20 protein-coding genes are annotated in these 17810 nt (G+C 38.3%); 13 read left to right on the plus strand and 7 right to left on the minus strand.

The genetic code is table 11. The annotated features are described in order from the left end of the window. Positions 1-56: 56 nt before the first annotated feature. Together ES948_RS01250 and ES948_RS01255 are read left to right on the plus strand one after the other, a co-directional pair. Positions 57-1079 (plus strand): ribonucleotide-diphosphate reductase subunit beta, encoded by a 1023-nt coding sequence (locus ES948_RS01250; RefSeq protein ID WP_152183113.1) that lies wholly within the window; start codon positions 57-59, stop codon positions 1077-1079. After that, positions 1069-1809: a carbon-nitrogen hydrolase family protein gene (locus ES948_RS01255; protein ID WP_152183253.1), complete on the plus strand. Its 741-nt coding sequence runs from the start codon at positions 1069-1071 to the stop codon at positions 1807-1809. The genes ES948_RS01250 and ES948_RS01255 overlap by 11 nt, the downstream gene beginning before the upstream one ends. Positions 1810-1844: 35 nt before the next feature. Here the strand turns inward: ES948_RS01255 and ES948_RS01260 are convergent, their stop codons facing one another. Next, the gene (locus ES948_RS01260) at positions 1845-3221 is read right to left on the minus strand and encodes a DUF3373 family protein (RefSeq protein ID WP_152183114.1); all 1377 of its coding nucleotides are present in this window, start codon (positions 3219-3221) and stop codon (positions 1845-1847) included. A gap of 378 nt (positions 3222-3599) precedes the next feature. Between ES948_RS01260 and ES948_RS01265 the strand changes: the two genes are divergently transcribed. The 6 genes from ES948_RS01265 (at position 3600) to ES948_RS01290 (ending at position 8318) form a co-directional block, all read left to right on the plus strand. Then, complete coding sequence (locus tag ES948_RS01265; RefSeq protein ID WP_152183115.1) at positions 3600-4238, plus strand: protein-L-isoaspartate(D-aspartate) O-methyltransferase; 639 nt, start codon at positions 3600-3602, stop codon at positions 4236-4238. A 48-nt stretch (positions 4239-4286) separates the two neighbouring features. Further along, a complete protein-coding gene (locus ES948_RS01270; RefSeq protein WP_152183116.1) occupies positions 4287-5120 on the plus strand; it encodes an FAD-dependent thymidylate synthase in 834 nt (277 codons plus the stop codon). An 8-nt stretch (positions 5121-5128) separates the two neighbouring features. Beyond that, positions 5129-5356: a hypothetical protein gene (locus ES948_RS01275; RefSeq protein ID WP_152183117.1), complete on the plus strand. Its 228-nt coding sequence runs from the start codon at positions 5129-5131 to the stop codon at positions 5354-5356. Positions 5357-5507: 151 nt separating this feature from the next. Beyond that, the gene (locus ES948_RS01280) at positions 5508-6038 is read left to right on the plus strand and encodes a PhnA domain-containing protein (RefSeq protein WP_152183118.1); all 531 of its coding nucleotides are present in this window, start codon (positions 5508-5510) and stop codon (positions 6036-6038) included. After that, positions 6038-7105 (plus strand): deoxyguanosinetriphosphate triphosphohydrolase family protein, encoded by a 1068-nt coding sequence (locus ES948_RS01285; protein WP_152183119.1) that lies wholly within the window; start codon positions 6038-6040, stop codon positions 7103-7105. The genes ES948_RS01280 and ES948_RS01285 overlap by 1 nt, the downstream gene beginning before the upstream one ends. Beyond that, the gene (locus ES948_RS01290) at positions 7092-8318 is read left to right on the plus strand and encodes a DUF481 domain-containing protein (protein WP_188109414.1); all 1227 of its coding nucleotides are present in this window, start codon (positions 7092-7094) and stop codon (positions 8316-8318) included. The genes ES948_RS01285 and ES948_RS01290 overlap by 14 nt, the downstream gene beginning before the upstream one ends. Positions 8319-8425: 107 nt before the next feature. On the opposite strand, the gene rpsU is transcribed toward ES948_RS01290, so the two are convergent. The 6 genes from rpsU to ES948_RS01320 form a co-directional block, all read right to left on the minus strand. After that, the gene (gene rpsU / locus ES948_RS01295) at positions 8426-8638 is read right to left on the minus strand and encodes a 30S ribosomal protein S21 (protein ID WP_152183121.1); all 213 of its coding nucleotides are present in this window, start codon (positions 8636-8638) and stop codon (positions 8426-8428) included. Positions 8639-8682: 44 nt separating this feature from the next. After that, positions 8683-8871 carry a hypothetical protein gene (locus ES948_RS01300; protein ID WP_152183122.1) on the minus strand — a complete coding sequence of 63 codons (189 nt, stop codon included), beginning with the start codon at positions 8869-8871 and terminating at the stop codon, positions 8683-8685. Between the two features lie 9 nt (positions 8872-8880). Next, complete coding sequence (locus ES948_RS01305; protein WP_152183123.1) at positions 8881-9072, minus strand: YgaP family membrane protein; 192 nt, start codon at positions 9070-9072, stop codon at positions 8881-8883. A 70-nt stretch (positions 9073-9142) separates the two neighbouring features. Continuing rightward, the gene (locus ES948_RS01310; RefSeq protein ID WP_152183124.1) at positions 9143-9769 is read right to left on the minus strand and encodes a Crp/Fnr family transcriptional regulator; all 627 of its coding nucleotides are present in this window, start codon (positions 9767-9769) and stop codon (positions 9143-9145) included. After that, positions 9750-10349, minus strand: a complete 600-nt coding sequence (locus tag ES948_RS01315; RefSeq protein WP_152183125.1) for a Crp/Fnr family transcriptional regulator — start codon at positions 10347-10349, stop codon at positions 9750-9752. The genes ES948_RS01310 and ES948_RS01315 overlap by 20 nt, the downstream gene beginning before the upstream one ends. 3 nt (positions 10350-10352) lie before the next feature. Continuing rightward, complete coding sequence (locus ES948_RS01320) at positions 10353-10655, minus strand: ArsR/SmtB family transcription factor (RefSeq protein ID WP_152183126.1); 303 nt, start codon at positions 10653-10655, stop codon at positions 10353-10355. A 69-nt stretch (positions 10656-10724) separates the two neighbouring features. Between ES948_RS01320 and ES948_RS01325 the strand changes: the two genes are divergently transcribed. The 5 genes from ES948_RS01325 to ES948_RS01345 all read left to right on the plus strand — a co-directional run bounded on the left by ES948_RS01325 (position 10725) and on the right by ES948_RS01345 (position 17505). Next, a complete protein-coding gene (locus ES948_RS01325) occupies positions 10725-11795 on the plus strand; it encodes an SO_0444 family Cu/Zn efflux transporter (protein WP_152183127.1) in 1071 nt (356 codons plus the stop codon). Positions 11796-11808: 13 nt separating this feature from the next. Then, positions 11809-12123 (plus strand): hypothetical protein, encoded by a 315-nt coding sequence (locus ES948_RS01330; RefSeq protein ID WP_152183128.1) that lies wholly within the window; start codon positions 11809-11811, stop codon positions 12121-12123. A 69-nt stretch (positions 12124-12192) separates the two neighbouring features. Further along, entirely contained in the window at positions 12193-13362 is a 1170-nt protein-coding gene (locus tag ES948_RS01335) for a TolC family protein (RefSeq protein ID WP_152183129.1), read from the plus strand. Then, the gene (locus ES948_RS01340) at positions 13352-14437 is read left to right on the plus strand and encodes an efflux RND transporter periplasmic adaptor subunit (RefSeq protein WP_152183130.1); all 1086 of its coding nucleotides are present in this window, start codon (positions 13352-13354) and stop codon (positions 14435-14437) included. Before ES948_RS01335 ends, ES948_RS01340 begins: the two co-directional genes overlap by 11 nt. Positions 14438-14448: 11 nt before the next feature. Continuing rightward, the gene (locus ES948_RS01345) at positions 14449-17505 is read left to right on the plus strand and encodes an efflux RND transporter permease subunit (RefSeq protein ID WP_152183131.1); all 3057 of its coding nucleotides are present in this window, start codon (positions 14449-14451) and stop codon (positions 17503-17505) included. Positions 17506-17810: the final 305 nt, after the last annotated feature.

The raw sequence follows: 17810 nt of genomic DNA on the forward strand, positions 1-17810 counted from the left end.
GTTTTATATAGAGATGGCTATAATCATGCAATAATTATAATCAAAATGGAGCCACAATGAACAGAAAACAGATATATAATCCAGATTCAACTGAAAATGTCAATGACAGGAAGGTTTTTGGTGGTAATCCAACAGGAATTTTTGAACTTAACAACATCAAGTATCAATGGGCATACAACCTTTGGGAGATGATGCTTAACAATACATGGTTTCCAAAAGAGGTTGATATGACACGTGATGTCAATGACTACAAAAACCTCACGGAAGCTGAAAAAACTGCTTATGATAAAGCACTTTCACAACTTATTTTTATGGATTCACTTCAGACTAACAACCTGATTGACAATGTCAATCCATATGTCACGTCTCCGGAGATAAATCTTATCTTGGTACGTCAATCTTTTGAAGAGGCACTTCACTCACAATCATATGCTGTTATGGTTGACAGTATCTCTACAAACTCTGCAGAGATTTATGATTTGTGGCGTAGAGATATGATGCTTAAACACAAAAATGATGCTATTGCTGCAGTCTATCAAGAACTTGCTGAAAATCCGACAGATGAGAACTTTTTAAAAGCATGTTTTGCTAACCAGATTTTAGAAGGAATCTACTTCTACAGCGGCTTTACATATATCTATACACTTGCACGTGCAGGAAAAATGCTTGGTTCTGCGCAGATGATTCGTTTTATCCAGCGTGATGAGGTAACACACCTTGTTCTTTTCCAAAATCTTATCAATACCCTGAGAAAAGAGCGTCCGGACCTCTTTACAGATCAACTCAGAGCAGATGTTATTAAGATGTTTGAAAAAGCGGTAGATCTTGAGAGTCAGTGGGGTAAATACATCACACAGGGACAAATTTTAGGTCTTACCGATGAGATAGTTGAACAGTATATCAAGTACTTAGCAGATGACAGACTTACTTCTGTAGGATTTGAGAAGTTGTATAATGTTTCCAATCCAATCAAATGGGTTGATGACTTTGCAAAATTCAATGATCAAAAAACAAACTTCTTTGAAGGTACAGTAACAAACTACTCAAAAGGTTCTCTCTCTTTTGACGATGACTTCTAAAAATAGAGCTGGGCATACACTTTGCTCGCTCCTGTTTGAAACAACTTCTGATTATGAACAAAACCTTCAGACACTTCTTTTTCTTGTAAATAAAGCAGAGGAAAACTCTCTTATAGTTGCTCCTGAAGTTTGTTTAACGGCGTATGACTATGATAATTTTGAAGCTGTTTTAGACTTTGCTCCTCACGCAATAGAAGCAATAAAAAAGGCTTCACACAATAAAATAATTATTTTGACAATTTTAGAACGACGTAATGATGAGGTTTTTAACTTCGCAAAAGTTTTTCACAATGGTGAGCTAGTGTATGAGCGTGCAAAAGCCAAGCTCTTTCGTTTTGGTGATGAGCATAAGTATATGCAAGAGGGAAGTGTTGAAGATTTTAAAATAGTAGAAGTTGATGGTATCAAAATAGCAGTTTTTATCTGTTTTGAGCTTCGTTTTAAAGAGCTGTGGTGTAAGAGTGAAGGAGCAGATGTGATTGCCGTTCCTTCTTGGTGGGGAGTACTGCGGCGTGAGCATTTTAAAATCTTCACACAAGCTTTAGCTCTTACAAATCAGTGTTATGTGGTAGCAAGTGACAGTTTAAATGAAGAGTGCACAGCTATGAGTGGTATTATTAGCCCGCAAGGTGAGGCAGTGCGTAACGAAGAAAAAGATTGTTTATGTCTACCTTATAGTCAAAAAGAGATTCGTTTGATGCGGCGCTATATGGATGTTGGAATAGAGTAATTTTTATGGTATGCCTGCCTAAAGCAGGCAAGCAGCTAGAATCTGTAGCGAAGATAGAGACGGATGTCTTGTGCACTCTCAGCAACATTTGCTGCTAGGTCACTTGATCCTAGTTGTGATTTGATGGTTTCTATATCCATCGGTGTTCCTGTTTGTGAACCGAAAAAGCCGTTACTTCCACTGTACTTGTAATCAAGATAAGTATAACGAAGTTGAACACTTAGGCCTTTTTGGATATATTCTGTAAAGTAGGCCTCATATGCATTTCCGCGTGTTGCAAGTTTAGAACCGACTGCAGTGTCTTCTCCATAAGTAAAAGGTCTGAAGTATTTGCTTCCATGATTAAACTCAAGACCCCATTTTCCATTTTCAGACAGAGGTGAAGCAGTTTGGACGCCTACCCAGTATCCTTGACCACTTTTTTTATCCTGACTGCCAAGCATTGTGCTGTTTGCATTTGGATCAGTTTGTGTGTAGGCATATGAAGCAAACAGTGTTGTTTTGTTCCAAGACTCCATCGTATACATTGCCATTGCACTCGCCATGTTCATATCTCCGACAACTTGCAGTGTTGGGTCGTAATTATTTGGATTGTAGTTTCCTACATTGTCAAAGCCGGCATTTGTAATATCTACAAGATTTGTTGCTTTTAAAATCTGAAGCTCTAAATGAAGCTTTTTAGTAGAGTATGGAATGAAATTAAATCCATACATATTGATATTTTCTCCGCTTTTTGCAAGAGGTGTAGGCGATGATTTTGATGAAGAGATACTGCTCATACCACGACCAAGTGCAAATTTCACAGCCAGGCCTGGAATAGAAGTGATGTGGGAGAAATCAAACTTTAGATGTCCTCCGTCAAACTCAGCTGCAACAATATGTCCCAAAGGAGAGCTAGCCGCCTCATCATCACGTAAGCTTGCTAGTTTGTTGTATGATGTAGGTCTTCTTCCAACTCCAAAATTCCATGGAATATCACTACCAAAAGTATTAAATCCTTGATAATCAATATAAGCCTCTTTTACACGCAGCTGATTATCTGTATTTGTCGTTGCACCATACCAGTCAAACTGATCAAAAGCTATACTCTCTGACACATTTGACTGTCCAAATACTTTGTTAAATGCAAGTTTTGTATAAAAATGGACATGTGTATCCGGTTTGTAATCCATAATGAGCCATAATCTGTTTGTTAGTAGAGAATCATTCTTTTTTGTATCTCCGTTAGCCATTTTATAACGTATATTGTCATAAGAAAAACGATAATCGGCACCAAGTTTGAGATGCTCCCAAATCGCTGAGTTTTGTTCAAGTTTTGAAACTCTCTCTTCCAGTGAGGCTGTTATTTCAGCTTGTAGTAGTGATGTTGTTGCAAGAAGTAAGAACATCTTTTTTATTGTATTTTGTTTCAATTTAATCCTTGTTATTGTTTTTAATCGCGAATAGTATCTAAAATAACTTTAAATACACTAAATTTGTTAATATGTTTTTATCACTTTTTTAGCTGTGTAAAAGTGGGTTTGCACTTGCGATGATGAAGCCTTTATCAAATTAGATGAAAATCATACTTTACAGATAAGTAACAAAACTTTTACATGAATATTATAAGTTCTTTGATACTTCTGTATTCGTTGTCACTTAACTGGAGTCTCTTATCTGTTATTATTGAGTTTTTTTGGAGTCTATAACTATATTTATGAAAAAGAGGAATGATGAGCATTAAGCTTTTCACCTTCACTATGGTATAATCCCTATCATAAAATGAAACACGGCTACAGGAACAGAGTAATTTGGATAGATTAAAAGCGACAAAGACGGCACGTTTGGCGGAGGAGTGTAATGCACAGTTTCCACTCTCTCCAGAGATAAAAGAGGCGATAGCAAAGACAGATAGAGAGGCGTTTGTACCGATGGGGTTTCGTCATCAGGCTTACAAACTTGATGCATTGCCAATCGGAGCAGATCAATATATAAGCTCTCCTTTGACAGTAGCAAAGATGACAGAGTATCTTTTTCCTCGTGGAGCAGACAGAGTTTTAGAGATAGGCTGTGGTAGTGGGTATCAGGCAGCAGTACTTTCCCATCTTTTTCGTGGTGTGTTTACGATTGAGAGAATCGAGCCGCTAATACTAGAAGCAAAAAAGCGTTTTCGCCAGCTTGGTATCAACAATGTTCATACCCGCACGGATGACGGACAAAAAGGGTGGATTCAGTATGCGCCTTATGACAGGATTCTTTTTTCTGCAACAGCCAAATCAATCCCTCCTAAACTCTTTGAGCAGTTGGCTGATGGTGGTATCCTTGTAGCACCGATAGAGAAAGATGGCAAGCAGGTAATTACTCGCTTTTTAAAAGAGGGTGAGAGAATCATAGAAGAAGAGCTTGAAGATTGTGATTTTGTACCGGTTCTTGATGGTGTTGTAAAATAAAGCTTCATTATAGTAAAATAGAGTAACACTTAAGAAGAGGGCATAGAGATGGAAGAGATGTACGGTATAAAATACAGCCGGCCACAGGTTGTTTTACTACAAGATACAGGAATCGGTGTAGCAGAGACCGCAGCACGTACCTGTTATGACAGTTTTTCTAACAGTGAAAATGGTGTTATAAAAGAGTTAGAGCATAAACTGCCTGATGCAAGTATGTGTGATATGCTCAATGAGATAGAGGACTCTGCTCTTTTAGAAGATCTGGCATGGACCTATTTTCATCACTCCATACTTGAACATGCAAACCTCTCTTACTTAGTTCGTGGTACCTCACGTGGAGTGCTTCAAGAGCATGCCCGTCATCGTATTCAAGCTATCTCTGTTCGTTCAACCCGTTATACAATGAGTGGGATTATCAATGCCTTTGTTGCTGCACAACATGGTGGAGATAGAGAGTTCTTTATTGATATTGTAGAGTCGTATGATATGTTTGTTACAGCAGACAGGGATTATAACCGCTTGGAAATTGGAGCGATGTATGACAAACTTCTTTTTCAAAAACAAAAAGTAGATGATTTTTATGCTAGTGCAGTTGCAAAAAGCTCCTTGCCTCTTTTAGAAGAGTTTAATGGTAGACCACAAGAGCTCTACGAGGCACTGCAGGCTGGAAAGAAAAAACGTAATGTTGGTGATGCGTTCAAGCATATCATTACAGATAATGTCAAAGTAGATATGGTGGTTACTTTTAACTTGAGAAGTCTTAAAAACTATTTTAATCTGCGTGAGAGTGGAGCAGCATATTTTCAGATTCGCTGGCTTGCTCAAGAGATGATGAAAGTTACTCCAAAAAAATATCTTGATTTGATTATTAAACAGAAATAGGATAAATAATGATAAAAATTTTATTAGCTTTTGCTACGTTTTTTGCCTTTAGTGCTTGTTCACAGATAGAAGTAAATGCAACCATGTGTGACCAGATTGCTTCAGACCCAACTGCACCGAAGATACCGCAAGAGTGTAGAGACTACAATGAAGAAGAGGCAGACAAAGCGTTTAATAAAGTAATTGAAGAGAAAAAAGTATCTGATAAAGATATAGAATTCAGTAGAGAAAAGTAGTATAATTCAAAAAAATTTAGAGCACCAGGGTGTGAGGGCACTCCGCCGAGGAGAACCTAGTGTTAACGTAGTCAAAGGAATTACTTCCTTTGGCGTTATGATAGAGGGAAGAGGTTCCCTTAAATTGTTGAAAAAATTAAAGGAGAAATAGATGGCAAGAAGTGAAGTTTGTGAACTTTGTGGCAGTAGTGAAGATGTAACTTTAATGGAGTTACCGGTAAGTGATGGAAGTGAAGATCAAAGTGTTTATGTATGTACAAACTGTAAAGCTCAAATTGAGAGCGGTGATCTTGATGAGACACATTTTAACTGTTTAAATGATGCAATGTGGTCGGAAGTTCCTGCTGTTAAGGTAATGGCTTATATCTTATGGAACAAGCTCGGTCGTCAAGATATGCTTGATATGATGTATCTCGAAGAAGATGAGTTGAAACTTGCTGAGCAGGCAATTCATGCTGATGCTAACAAACTTGTCTATAAAGATGCAAACGGTGTTGAACTTCACGCAGGTGATTCTATTGTAATACTCAAAGATTTAGAGGTTAAGGGTGCAGGTTTTACTGCAAAACGTGGTACCACTGTAACGCGTATCGCTTTAGCACCAAATGACCCGACACATGTCGAAGGTCGTGTTAACGGAACAAAAATCTTCATAAAAACTGAATTTATTAAAAAAGCATAATGCAGCCATACGAGCGTTTTTATAAAATAGACAATGACTTTAGAAACCCTTATGCAAGGGATCGTGACAGAATTATTCACTCAGGAAGTTTTCGAAAACTGGAGTATAAGACACAGGTCTTTTTAAACCATGAGGGTGATTTCTTTAGAACACGTCTTACGCACTCTATAGAGGTTTCTCAAATCGCTCGCTCCATTACCAACCAGCTTGGGCTCAATGAATCTTTAGCAGAAGCAATTGCTTTGGCACATGACTTGGGACATACACCTTTTGGGCATGTTGGTGGTGATACATTAGATGAGTGTCTCAAAGCTGATGGTTATAGCAATGGGTTTGAGCATAATTTTCAAAGTTTTCGTGTTGTAACAAAACTGGAAAAACGTTATAGCGGTTTTGACGGCTTAAATCTTACTTTTGCCACTCTAGAAGGCATTCTAAAGCACTCTTATCCTTATAAAAAAGCATTTTTACCTCAGAATATCGACAAACAGTTTGACTTACAGAAACATCCTACATATGAAGCGATGGTGGTTGACCGTGCTGATGAGATAGCTTATATGAGTCATGATATAGATGATGGTGTGCACTCCGGACTTATAACATTTGAAGATCTGCGTGAGAGTGAGTTGGCTGTAGAGATACTGCAAAAAGTTGAAGCTGAAGGTGTAACAGATGCAAATGATGAGATGTTTCGTTATCGTTTTAGTTCACACCTTATCAATCATCTCGTTTATTCACTTTTGGACTACTCCAAAGAGCGAGTGGATGATAAAGAGGAGATGCCCATTGGTTTTGACAAGGCCTTAGAGACACAAATCAAAAAGCTCAAAAAACTACTCTTTCATAAAATGTACCAGCATAAAAATATTGTTAGACGTATGTATGCCGGTAAACAGGCTGTAAAAGGTCTCTATAAAGGTCTGATGGAAGAAGAAAAGATGCTCCCTTCTTTTTATTATAAACAGTTAGATATTCGTCCAAAGCATCGTGTTGTTGCAGATTATATCGCAAGTATGAGTGACAGATATGCACTCAATTTTCATAACGAAATGTATGGGAAGTTATAGCTTGTTACGACTGTTCTTCTCTTTATTACTTTTAAATGTTGTTCTTTTGGCAGCTGAGACAACAGAGGATACCAACACCACTGTTGTAAATTCTAATGAGCTGATAGAGATAGAAGACACTTCGGGTCTTTCAGAAGATGAGGTCAGACAAATTGCAAAAAAGATAGATAAAAAAGAACAGCAGAAAAAACTCCATAGAAAAGTTCGATGGGAAGAGCTCTCTCCAACACCTATAAAGAGAGACTGGATACGAACGAAATCAGGTGAATGGTTTTGCGGTAAGATAAAAGCACTTTATGATGATAAACTAGAGTTTGACAGTGATGAGATAGGGCTTCATACCTTTGACTTTGATGATATTATAATGATTAAAAGCTATCAACTTATCAGTGTAAACGTAGAGAACCTTGCCTCTATTACAGGTATATTACGTCTTAATGGAGATAAGGTTACCATCATTCAAGGGGAAGAGAAGTATGAGTTTAAAAAATCTGATATCGTCTCTTTTGCTCCTGATGCCGAGCTGGAAAAAAACTACTGGTCAGGAAAAATTACACTTAATTTTGACCTACGAAGCGGTAATACTGATCAGTTTGATTATGCAGCACAGGCAAACTTAAAACGTCGTACAGCCGTCTCTAGCCTCTCTCTTGATTATCTTGGTCGTATCTCTTTTAAAGATAATGAAGAGATAGCAAATGATCATCGTGTCAATGAGAAATATGACAGATATATAACACGTTATTTTTTCTGGACACCTGTTTTTAGTGAATTTTACACAGATAAATATAAAAATATCAGAGAGCAAATCACAGTAGGTATGGGGCTTGGATATACAGTCGTGGACACAAAAGATATCTTTTGGAATTTTTCAGGTGGTCCTGCTGTTGTCTATACACGCTTTTATACGGTCGAGGATGGTAAAAAAAGTGAAAATTACTCTCCGGCACTGGAAATCAGTACAAAATATGAGCAGCAGCTCACATCCATTACCGACTTTACCTATAACTACAAACTAACACTCTCAAATAAAGAATCAGGTATTTACAAACACCATATGATTTTGAAGTTTGAAAATAAACTTTTAAGTTGGCTTGATATTGATATAACAGGAATTTGGGACTATGTACATGCTCCACAGTCTGATGTGAGTGGTGTTATACCGAAAAAGAACGACTATCAGCTCCTTATCGGTCTTGGTATAGAGTTTTAGATTTTCTTTATTAATTGTACCCCTATTGAGAGTATAGTTGTAATGTTGAAATGTTTTTTGAAGATTGAAGTGTCAAGAGAGAAAACGAAAGCCCGAAGGCTTTTCGTTTACAGGCGTGATTCGTAACGTCTCATCATATAAAGACGTTTAAGCATTTTCTTACGAGATGCAATTTTGAATTTCTTACGCTTTTCAGTTTCAGTTTCGTGGAAACGGCGAGCACGAGCTTCTGTAACGATTAAGTTACGGTCAGTCTGCTTCTTGAAACGTCTGTAAGCTGCATCAAAATTATCATCTTGGCGTAGTACAATACCTGGCATATCACATCACCCACTTTCTGTTTAAATTTAGAATGGAAGTATAGCTAAATATCTTTTTTATTGCAATCTTTACTGTTTCCAAAGATACATTTACGATTTTTGATAAGACGATAAACAAAGAAACTAAAAGGGATAAGCGCAAAGCCAAAACTCATATAGGCCTGTGTGAGCAGGCCATGGTCGTAGAAATTATATCCTGCAAGTAGAATGACAACTGTTATGAGCAGGCACATTAAAATTCCTTAATCTTTCTTACACCCTGTATTCAATTTGAAAAAAGGATAAAATGGGCAAAATCCAATAGTAGCAGTCGCAATTGGAATAATCCCTATACCTGCAACTATATAACTTTGTGTCATGACCCCATAGGCAACTAAGCCTACACCTATGATTGTTCTTATAATTCTATCAGCTTTTCCTACATTAATACACATGTCGGTATCCTTTAATTTGATTTACAGGTGTATTGTAGGCTAAAAGCGATTAACATGTCTGTAACATAGGTTACAGAAGCATTATAGAACCACGAGAGAGTTTAATGATTCCGCTCTTTTCAAGACTTTTTAAAACCTTCGAGATAACTTCACGTGAGCTGCCAAGTTCATTTGCGATGGTTTCGTGGGTTGTTTGTATCTCTTTTGTATGTTTACTGTTGAGCCAATCCATAATTCTTTCATCAAGTGTTTTAAACTTAATGTCATTAACAAGCCGAGCAAGACTTTCCATTCTCAATGTATAGATAGAGAAAAGATAGTCCTGATAGGCACTGCTTAGCTGCGCAAGTTTTTTTACATGTTTTGTCGGCAGTATATAGCCTTGTATGTCTGTGACTGCAACAGCAGAAGCAATGGCTTCTGTTTGGCTCAGTGCTGAAGCAGTATTGACAATACACTGTTCTGCCGGTTTTAAGTGATAGAGTGTGATTTCATCGGCAGATTCTGATGAGATATAGAGACGGACTTCTCCCTGGGTTAAAAACAAAATAGAGTCACAAATATCACCCTGAAAAAAGAGTGTTGCTCCTTTTTTTAGATTTACAGGCTTTAGACATGCATCTAAAAAGTTTAAAATATCTGTATCAAGCTTTTCATAAAATGAAAAATTTTCTAGATTACAAGAGTTTGATTTCATCTGCGTCTATAGTGATTATTTCATCGTTTTGGAGACTTTTTAAAATCATCTCAACACTCTCTTTTGATACATTGAATGACGTTGCAAGTGCACTCACATCATTTTTTATACTTTTGTCTTTTGTACTTCTAATAAGTCCGATAATTTTGCCATCAAGATCATGAAGTGCTGAAAAATTAAGGTTTGCAAGTCCTGTTACATTAAGCGAGTAGATCTCAAAAAGGTAGGAGAGATAAGGTTCTGAGTTTTGTGCAAGGGTTTTGACACTGTACATATCCAAGATATACCCTTCTATTTCTGTTTGTGTTACTGCACTTGCTATTGCCGGTGTCTGGCTGAGCATTGAAGCAGTATTGACGATGCACTGATCACCTGGATAGAGCCTGTAGAGTTCTTTTTGTCCTTTCTCCTGTAGTAGTTGTACCTCACCCGATGTTAAGAATAAAATCGAATCACAAACATCTCCCTCTGCAAATAAAAGGGTGTCTTTTGGCACTTTGATAGCTTCTAAATGTTGCTGTAAAAATTCAATGGCTTGGGGTTCTAGTTTTTTATAAAAAGAGAATTTCTCTAAGCTCATCTGCTACTCCTTGGTACATGTAATAATTGTTGGTAAAGTTTTAATTTCATCTTGAATTGTATCTAAAAAGCAGTTTATTATTCTGCTCTCACGCAGGGAGTAGAGCATCCACTTCCCGCTCTGTTTGGTTTTGACAATACCAGCCTCACGCATCTGCTTGAGATGACGTGAAACCAAAGGCTGTGAGAGTTTGAGTGTATCGCATATCTCACAGACACAGAGCTCTGTCTCTCTGTGCATCAGACCTAAAATTTTTACTCTATTGATATCCGAGACTATTTTACCTATTTGAACTAACTCTTCCATCTAATCTCTTTCGAAGTTTTATTATATAACAATTATGTTATATGAATTATAGCATAGAAAAGAGAGAGCATGGATGTAATCACAAATTTTTTAACAGCGCTGTTTGATTTAAGCAATGCCATGGCACCCTATATTTTGTTTGGACTTCTGTTTGCCGGAATACTCCATGTTTTTGTGCCCCAGAGTATTGTAAAAAATCATCTGGGGAAAGATTCTCTGTGGTCGGTTATAAAAGCAACACTCTTTGGAATTCCTCTGCCGGTCTGTTCGTGTGGTGTGATTCCTTTAGCGGCAGGGATGAAAAAGAGTGGGGCAAGCAATGGAGCAACGCTCTCTTTTCTTATCTCTACACCTATTACAGGAGTAGACTCCATCTTGGCAACTTATGGTATCTTTGGCTGGATTTTTACACTTTACAGAGTTGTAACCTCTATGATCATCTCTATTATTGCCGGAGTTTTGGCAAATTTTTATGGACAAAATGTGCAAGATCTCACGCAGGAGGAAGAAAAGGCCTCGAGTTGTGAGAGTGAAAGTTGTTGTTTGAGCTCTTGTGAAAGTGAACAAAAAGAGTCCAAGATAAAATCAGCACTTATCTATGCCTTTGGTACGCTTTTAGAAGATATTGCTTCACCTCTTTTGCTAGGACTTATGTTTGGTGCGCTCATTACTGTTGTCATTCCTGAGAACTTGAGTGATGTTTTACTTGCCTACAGCTGGCTTTCGTATATCATTGTGATTATGATTGCAGTGCCAATGTATGTCTGTGCAACGGCATCACTTCCTATTGCAGCAGGACTAATGCTTGCAGGGGTGAGCCCGGGAGCTGCTTTTGTCTTTTTAAGTGCGGGACCTGCGACCAATACAGTAACGATTGGGGTTGTTAAAAAGATGTTAGGCTCTCGTACGCTGATTATCTATCTTGGGACTATCATCGTTGGTTCCATTCTTTTTGGATTGGGGCTTGACGGGCTTTTTGCAGGAGTTGATGTAAAAGAGCTTGTTCATATGGATGAAGAAGCAGGAGTCTTTGCGTGGTCTTCAACCGTAGTGTTATGGGGTTTTATTCTCTATTATGTCATCAAAGCCTCTTTTTTTACAAAGAAAGAGTGTAGCGACGGGAGTTGTTGCTCTAGCTAGGGTATAATAAATCATGAAGAAAAAACTCCTTATACTTTTACTGCTGTTTTCTATGAGCTTTTCAGTTCTACACGCTTTTGTTATAGAAGCGCTTGATACACATGCATGTCAAGTAAGTGAGTATGTTCATGATATGAGTGACCAAACAGAGGAGTTCTCAGAGGGAGATATCTGTCATATAGATCACTTCTTTCATATTTCATTCATCATTCCGGAGTTACAGATAGAGCTTTGCTATCAAAATTTTTCTCAAAAACCTCTATCTCGTAATAAAATCTATGAGTACAGCTCATACGATAACTTCTTAAAACCACCTATCAATTCATAATTTTCTCAACCTATAGTTCTGTAAAAAATGAACAGCATAAAGCATTTCGTATGCAAAAAAAGGAAATAAATGAAAAAATTATGGATAACCCTATTACTGATTATAAGCCTGCAGGCACAAACTTTTGAAGATTTTTTAGAAACAGCACTAAAACAATCACCCTACCTGCAAGCAAATAGACTAACGATTGAGCGTGCACAAGAAGAGGCTAGCCTGCTGCAACGATATAAAAATCCGATACTCTCTTTAGAGGCTTCAAGGTTTGAAGCTGATGGGTTAAGCAGTGATGGCGGCTATAGAGTAGCCCTAGCACAACCTTTGCGCCTTTGGGGTGTTGGTGATGACAGAGAGATGTTAGCTTCTGCTACGAAACAAGAGAGTAGAGAGTTTTTCACACTGCAACGTGCACGTTTTATCCAAAGACTCTCTTTGCTTTATATTGACTATAAGCAAGCAGTTGCCTTAGAAGAGCTCTCACGTGAGGAGCTGGGTATTGCAAAAAAGATCGAGTCAATTGCAAAAGAGCGCTACCAAGCAGGCAGTAGTGCAAAGGTAAAATATCTCTTGGCAAAACTTGATACAAAACGTGCAGATAATAGCTATGCACAAAAAGCACTGCAAAGAGTTACTGCCTATTATGACCTGCTAGCACTCAGTGGTGTGGAAGAAGAGCCAAGTTTGGAGAGTAGGTATGAGTTTAAACTTTTGCGAACTGATTCATTTCAGAACTCTGCCGAACTCTCTTACCAAGAAGCGCAGAAGCAAAAAGCATTGGCAGATGCAAAACTGCAAGGCAATAAAATAGAGTGGGTGAATCTCTATATGGAGTATGAAAAAGAGCCGGATCAAAAAATCACACGACTTGGTTTAGATATTCCCTTAGCTGTTTTCAATACAAAAAAAGAGGAAAAAGCGCTTGCAAGAGTTCAAGCAAAACAAAACAGCCTCCTTTTACAAAACCAAAAACGACTGCTCTTTATTGCCCTAAAACGAATGGAACAAGAGTTACAACAACTTCAGAAACTTAAAAGCAGAACAACAGAGCTTTACAATGCGCAAAAAGAGATGCTTGCGATGTATGAAGATGGGTACAAAATAGCAAATATCAAACTTATTGAACTGCAAAACCTTAAATCTCAGATGATAGAGACGAAAGAAAAAGCGATTTTATTGCAGAGTCAAATAGATACAAACATAGTCAATTACAACTATAATGCAGGAGCATATAATGAAAAATAAGATACTAACAGTTTTACTAACATTTGGTGCTGTACTCTTTGCAAATGAGGCAGTCCTTCCAACGCAAAAAGCAACACTGCACAGCTTTAAAAAATCACTCGCACTCAATGCCAAAGTAATCCAGCTCTCCAACGCACAGCAATCCATCACCTCCCTTGTCAGCGGACATCTTGAGAAGTACTTTGTCAAGCCGGCAGAAGATGTGAAAAAAGGGGACAAAATTGCTTTAATTGAGTCTATTGAACTCTCTCGGATGAGCGCAGAGTACATTGCACTTAAAAAACAGTATGCATCAGCTGAAAAAAATTATGAGTCCGTTAAAAAGCTTTATGAAAAAGGGATGAGCTCAATGGCACAGCTGAATGCTGAATTGATTAAAAAGAGCAATATCGCTGCACAACTTACAACTTTGCAGTCACAACTTGAAACCTTGGGAATTGATACACAAAAACTGCATAAAGCAACATCGAACTTTATTTTGTATGCACACAGTGATGGTCGTGTTGCAGCACTGCTCAAACCTCTGCACTCTTCTGTCTCAACAGATGAAGCAGTTGTGAGTATCGTTAAAAACCAGGCCTATTATATTAAGTCCTATCTTCCTTTGGAATATGCTACAAAAGTACAAGCTGGAGATAAAATAGTTGTTGATTATGCTGGGAAAAAACTGACATCACATATAACGCAGATAATGCCAAAGGTAGATGCAACAACACAGAGAGTAATTGTTCTCTCAAGTGTTGATGAGCCTACCCAGAGACTTTTCTTAGGTGTTTATCTCAAAGCTACACTCTACTTTGCTCAAGCAGACTCTTTTGTAGCAGTCAAAAAATCAGCGCTCTCATTTTTTCAAAATGAATGGGTTGTTTTTGTCCCTTCCAAAGAGGATGAACATGGTGAAGATGAAGAACATCATGAAGTACCTTACAGCCTAAAAGTTGTGCAAATTATAGCAAGTGATGAAAATTATGTCGGTGTTTTGGGTCTGCGTGAGGGAGAGGAGTATGTGAGTGATAAAAGTTATTATACAAAATCACTCCTGCTAAAATCCTCTCTTGGCGAGCATGGGCATTAGGGGGGGATGTTATGTTAGACAAACTCATAGAGCTTTCGCTCAAATACAGGATCTTAGTTCTTGTACTTTTTATTGTTATCACTGCATTTGGTTATAGAGCATACACACAGATACCCATCGATGCTTTTCCCGATATCACTCCCAAACAGGTTGTTATCTATACGGAGAGTCCGGGTAATTCTGCTGAAGATATAGAAAAGCTCATTACCTATCCAATAGAATCAGCTCTCTCAGGCATGGCAGGGGTGAAGCTCATTATGTCTAACTCTATCTTTGGGCTCTCCTATGTTTCGGTCTTTTTTGAAGACGATATGGATATCTATTTTCTGCGTCAACTTGTCTCTGAGCGGCTTGGCAGTGTAGATATTCCAAAAGGGTGGGGAAAACCTGTATTGGGACCAAATACTACAGGACTCGGACAGGTCTTTTGGTATCAGGTAAAAGACAGAACAAACAAATTCTCTCTTGCTGAACTTAAAGAGATGCAGGAGTATATCGTTGCTCCGCTTTTTAAAAGTGTCAGTGGTGTTGAAGAGGTCATAGGTTGGGGAGGTTATGAGAAGCAGTACAATGTTTTGATAGATACAAAAAAACTGCAGGATTTTGGTATCACCTATAATGACATTATAGGGGCTTTGCAAAACTCCAACCAAGCTGCAGGCGGACAGTATCTGGAATTTAATCGTGAGCAGTATCTCATCCGTGGAGCAGGTCTGTATAAAACACTTGATGATATTAGAAATACAGTTATCAAACCAAGCCAGGGACAAGCCATTACTATTGGTGATGTTGCGTCAGTTATGCCTGGAGTTGCACCACGTTTTGGTGCAGTGAGCATAGATGGTAAAGAGGCTGTTATGGGAATGGTGCTCCAGCGCAGTGCTACCAATGCTGCCAAGGTTGTTGCAAATATCAAAGCAAAGATACAAACAGTTAATGCCGCATTGCCAGAAGGAGTGGAAGTCGTAACGCTTTATGATAGAACAGAGATAACACATAAAGCAGTCAGTACAATGATATCGGCACTGCTCAGTGGTGTTGTGTTGGTTGCTATTGTGCTCTTTTTATTTCTCTTTGAGCTGAGAAGTGCGTTTATCGTTATTCTCTCGCTACCGCTTTCGCTTCTTATCGCTTTTTTACTGATGGACTATTATCATCTCTCAGCAAACTTGATGAGTCTGAGTGGTCTGGCCATTGCTGTTGGAATGATAGTCGATGGTACCATTGTGATTGTCGAGAACAGTTTTCGAAAATTGCATGACCATCCAGAACTACCAAAACTCCAAGTGGTGAGTGAAGCTGCACGTGAGGTTGCTAAGCCGGTTACTTTTGCGATACTTATTATCGCTGCTGTTTTTATTCCCTTGCTTTCACTTGATGGGCTTGCAGGAAAGCTCTACACACCGATGGCACTCAACATTGTTTTTGTCATGTTAGGTTCTTTATTTGTAGCACTTGTTTTAGTCCCTGTCTTGGTACTGTTACTACTCAAACCGACAAAATCAGCCCAAAACAGTGTTATGCGAGCTATCAAAAGAGTCTACACTCCACTGTTATTTTTTGCACTTGATAATGCCAAAAAGATTCTGGCTGTTGTTAGTATCGTGTTTGTAGTACTGGCTTACATCCTCACGCAGCAAGGACGAGAGTTTATGCCTTCACTCAATGAAGAGTCCATCATGTATAGGGTTATTGCCATTCCTGGAACTGCGCTCACGCAGTCAGTAACTACTGCCAAAGAGATTGAAGAGTATATTTTACAAAACTATCCAGATGATGTCACTTCTGTTCTCTCAATGATAGGGCGAAGTGAAAAAGGCGAAACTGCACAGGCAAACTATATGGAAGTACTGCTTACACTCAACCCTAATATAAAAGATCTGCCAGAGCTCATACAGCGAATGAGTGAAGACTTGGAGCACCATTTTACCTTTGTGCAATTCATTCCAACACAACCGATTGCAATGCGTATAGAAGAGCTTTTAGAGGGTGTCAAAGCAGAGCTTGCTGTAAAAATTTATGGAGAGGATCAAAAAGAGCTCTCTCGAATTGCAAATGAGATTCAAACCGCACTAAAGGGTATTGCCGGACTAGAGCGTATGGAAGTGGAATCTCAACTCGGCCAGACACAGATAAAGATAGTACCTGATTATCTGGCATTGGCACGTTATGGTGTGAGTGTCGCTGAGGTGATGCAGATCATTCGTAACGGAATTGGAGAAGAGGGTGTCACACAGAAAATTGAAGGTATTAAACGATTCCCAATTGTAGTAAAGGTAGTAGATGCCAAAGATGATATCGAAGCTATTAAAAATGTAACACTGCGTTCAAAGAACGGTAATATTGTCCGACTCAAAGATCTCTGTACTATCAGCATAGTCCAGGGTGCATCGTTTATAAAACGAGAGAATCTCAGCCGTTATATGGTTGTCTCTATGGATGTTGAAGGAAGAGATATCGCCTCTTTTGTCCAAGAAGCCGACAAGATTATTCAAAAGCGTGTCAGCACACCTACCGGCTATTATATAGGTTGGGCGGGAGACTTTAAAAATATGCAAGAAGCAACTCGTACTTTGATGATTATCATCCCGATAACGATAGCTCTGGTGATCTTGCTGCTCTATACTGCATTTAATTCACTCAAAAAAGCATTGATTATTCTGCTCAATGTCCCTTTTGGTTTTATAGGAGGTATACTTGCTTTGCTTGTAAGTGGCATCTATCTCTCTGTTTCGGCAATTGTCGGTTTCTTGGCAATTTTTGCCATTGCGATACTCAATGGAATCGTGCTGGTGAGCTTTATTGATGAGATGCGTACAAAATTTCCTGATGTGGATTTAAAAACAGTCCTAAAAGATGCAACACTCTTGCGACTGCGTCCAGTGCTGATGACAGCCTTTACCACACTTTTTGGAATACTGCCTCTGCTCTATGCAACAGGTGTAGGAAGTGAGATACAGTACCCTTTATCAGTGGTCATTACAGGTGGAATCATCAGCTCAACACTCTTGACACTTTTGATATTACCATCAACCTATCTGCTATTTTATGACAAGAAAAAGGGTTAGTAAGGTACTTATACTTCGCTACTTTTGCTTGTGGTTCTAATTTTTATAAAAAGGGGAAAGAAGAGGATCACGAGATTGTAGCGAAATACTTTAATAAATAAAATTAGCATAAAAGCAGTGAGAAAAAGAAAGCTAAAAAGTCATAAAATCTTTTATACAAGGAGTTTGTTATGGCTAAAAGGAATAAATTTTTCAATATATACTTTATCACGGCTCTGATCGGTGGGCTCTCTATATTTTATTTGCTCTCATTTGTTTTTGTTTTGAATGATGTTTCTGGTGGTTCTAGCAGAGAAATGAAGAAA

Source organism: Sulfurimonas indica (assembly GCF_009192995.1).
Classification (GTDB): Bacteria; Campylobacterota; Campylobacteria; order Campylobacterales; family Sulfurimonadaceae; genus Sulfurimonas; species Sulfurimonas indica.

Coding starts and splice junctions, on each gene's coding strand:
- ES948_RS01250 (WP_152183113.1), top strand. CDS start 57: ATGAACAGAAAACAGATATATAATCCAGATTCAACTGAAAATGTCAAT.
- ES948_RS01255 (WP_152183253.1), top strand. CDS start 1,069: ATGACTTCTAAAAATAGAGCTGGGCATACACTTTGCTCGCTCCTGTTT.
- ES948_RS01270 (WP_152183116.1), top strand. CDS start 4,287: ATGGAAGAGATGTACGGTATAAAATACAGCCGGCCACAGGTTGTTTTA.
- ES948_RS01275 (WP_152183117.1), top strand. CDS start 5,129: ATGATAAAAATTTTATTAGCTTTTGCTACGTTTTTTGCCTTTAGTGCT.
- ES948_RS01280 (WP_152183118.1), top strand. CDS start 5,508: ATGGCAAGAAGTGAAGTTTGTGAACTTTGTGGCAGTAGTGAAGATGTA.
- ES948_RS01285 (WP_152183119.1), top strand. CDS start 6,038: ATGCAGCCATACGAGCGTTTTTATAAAATAGACAATGACTTTAGAAAC.
- ES948_RS01290 (WP_188109414.1), top strand. CDS start 7,092: ATGGGAAGTTATAGCTTGTTACGACTGTTCTTCTCTTTATTACTTTTA.
- rpsU (WP_152183121.1), bottom strand. CDS start 8,638: ATGCCAGGTATTGTACTACGCCAAGATGATAATTTTGATGCAGCTTAC.
- ES948_RS01300 (WP_152183122.1), bottom strand. CDS start 8,871: ATGTGCCTGCTCATAACAGTTGTCATTCTACTTGCAGGATATAATTTC.
- ES948_RS01305 (WP_152183123.1), bottom strand. CDS start 9,072: ATGTGTATTAATGTAGGAAAAGCTGATAGAATTATAAGAACAATCATA.
- ES948_RS01310 (WP_152183124.1), bottom strand. CDS start 9,769: ATGAAATCAAACTCTTGTAATCTAGAAAATTTTTCATTTTATGAAAAG.
- ES948_RS01315 (WP_152183125.1), bottom strand. CDS start 10,349: ATGAGCTTAGAGAAATTCTCTTTTTATAAAAAACTAGAACCCCAAGCC.
- ES948_RS01320 (WP_152183126.1), bottom strand. CDS start 10,655: ATGGAAGAGTTAGTTCAAATAGGTAAAATAGTCTCGGATATCAATAGA.
- ES948_RS01325 (WP_152183127.1), top strand. CDS start 10,725: ATGGATGTAATCACAAATTTTTTAACAGCGCTGTTTGATTTAAGCAAT.
- ES948_RS01330 (WP_152183128.1), top strand. CDS start 11,809: ATGAAGAAAAAACTCCTTATACTTTTACTGCTGTTTTCTATGAGCTTT.
- ES948_RS01335 (WP_152183129.1), top strand. CDS start 12,193: ATGAAAAAATTATGGATAACCCTATTACTGATTATAAGCCTGCAGGCA.
- ES948_RS01340 (WP_152183130.1), top strand. CDS start 13,352: ATGAAAAATAAGATACTAACAGTTTTACTAACATTTGGTGCTGTACTC.
- ES948_RS01345 (WP_152183131.1), top strand. CDS start 14,449: ATGTTAGACAAACTCATAGAGCTTTCGCTCAAATACAGGATCTTAGTT.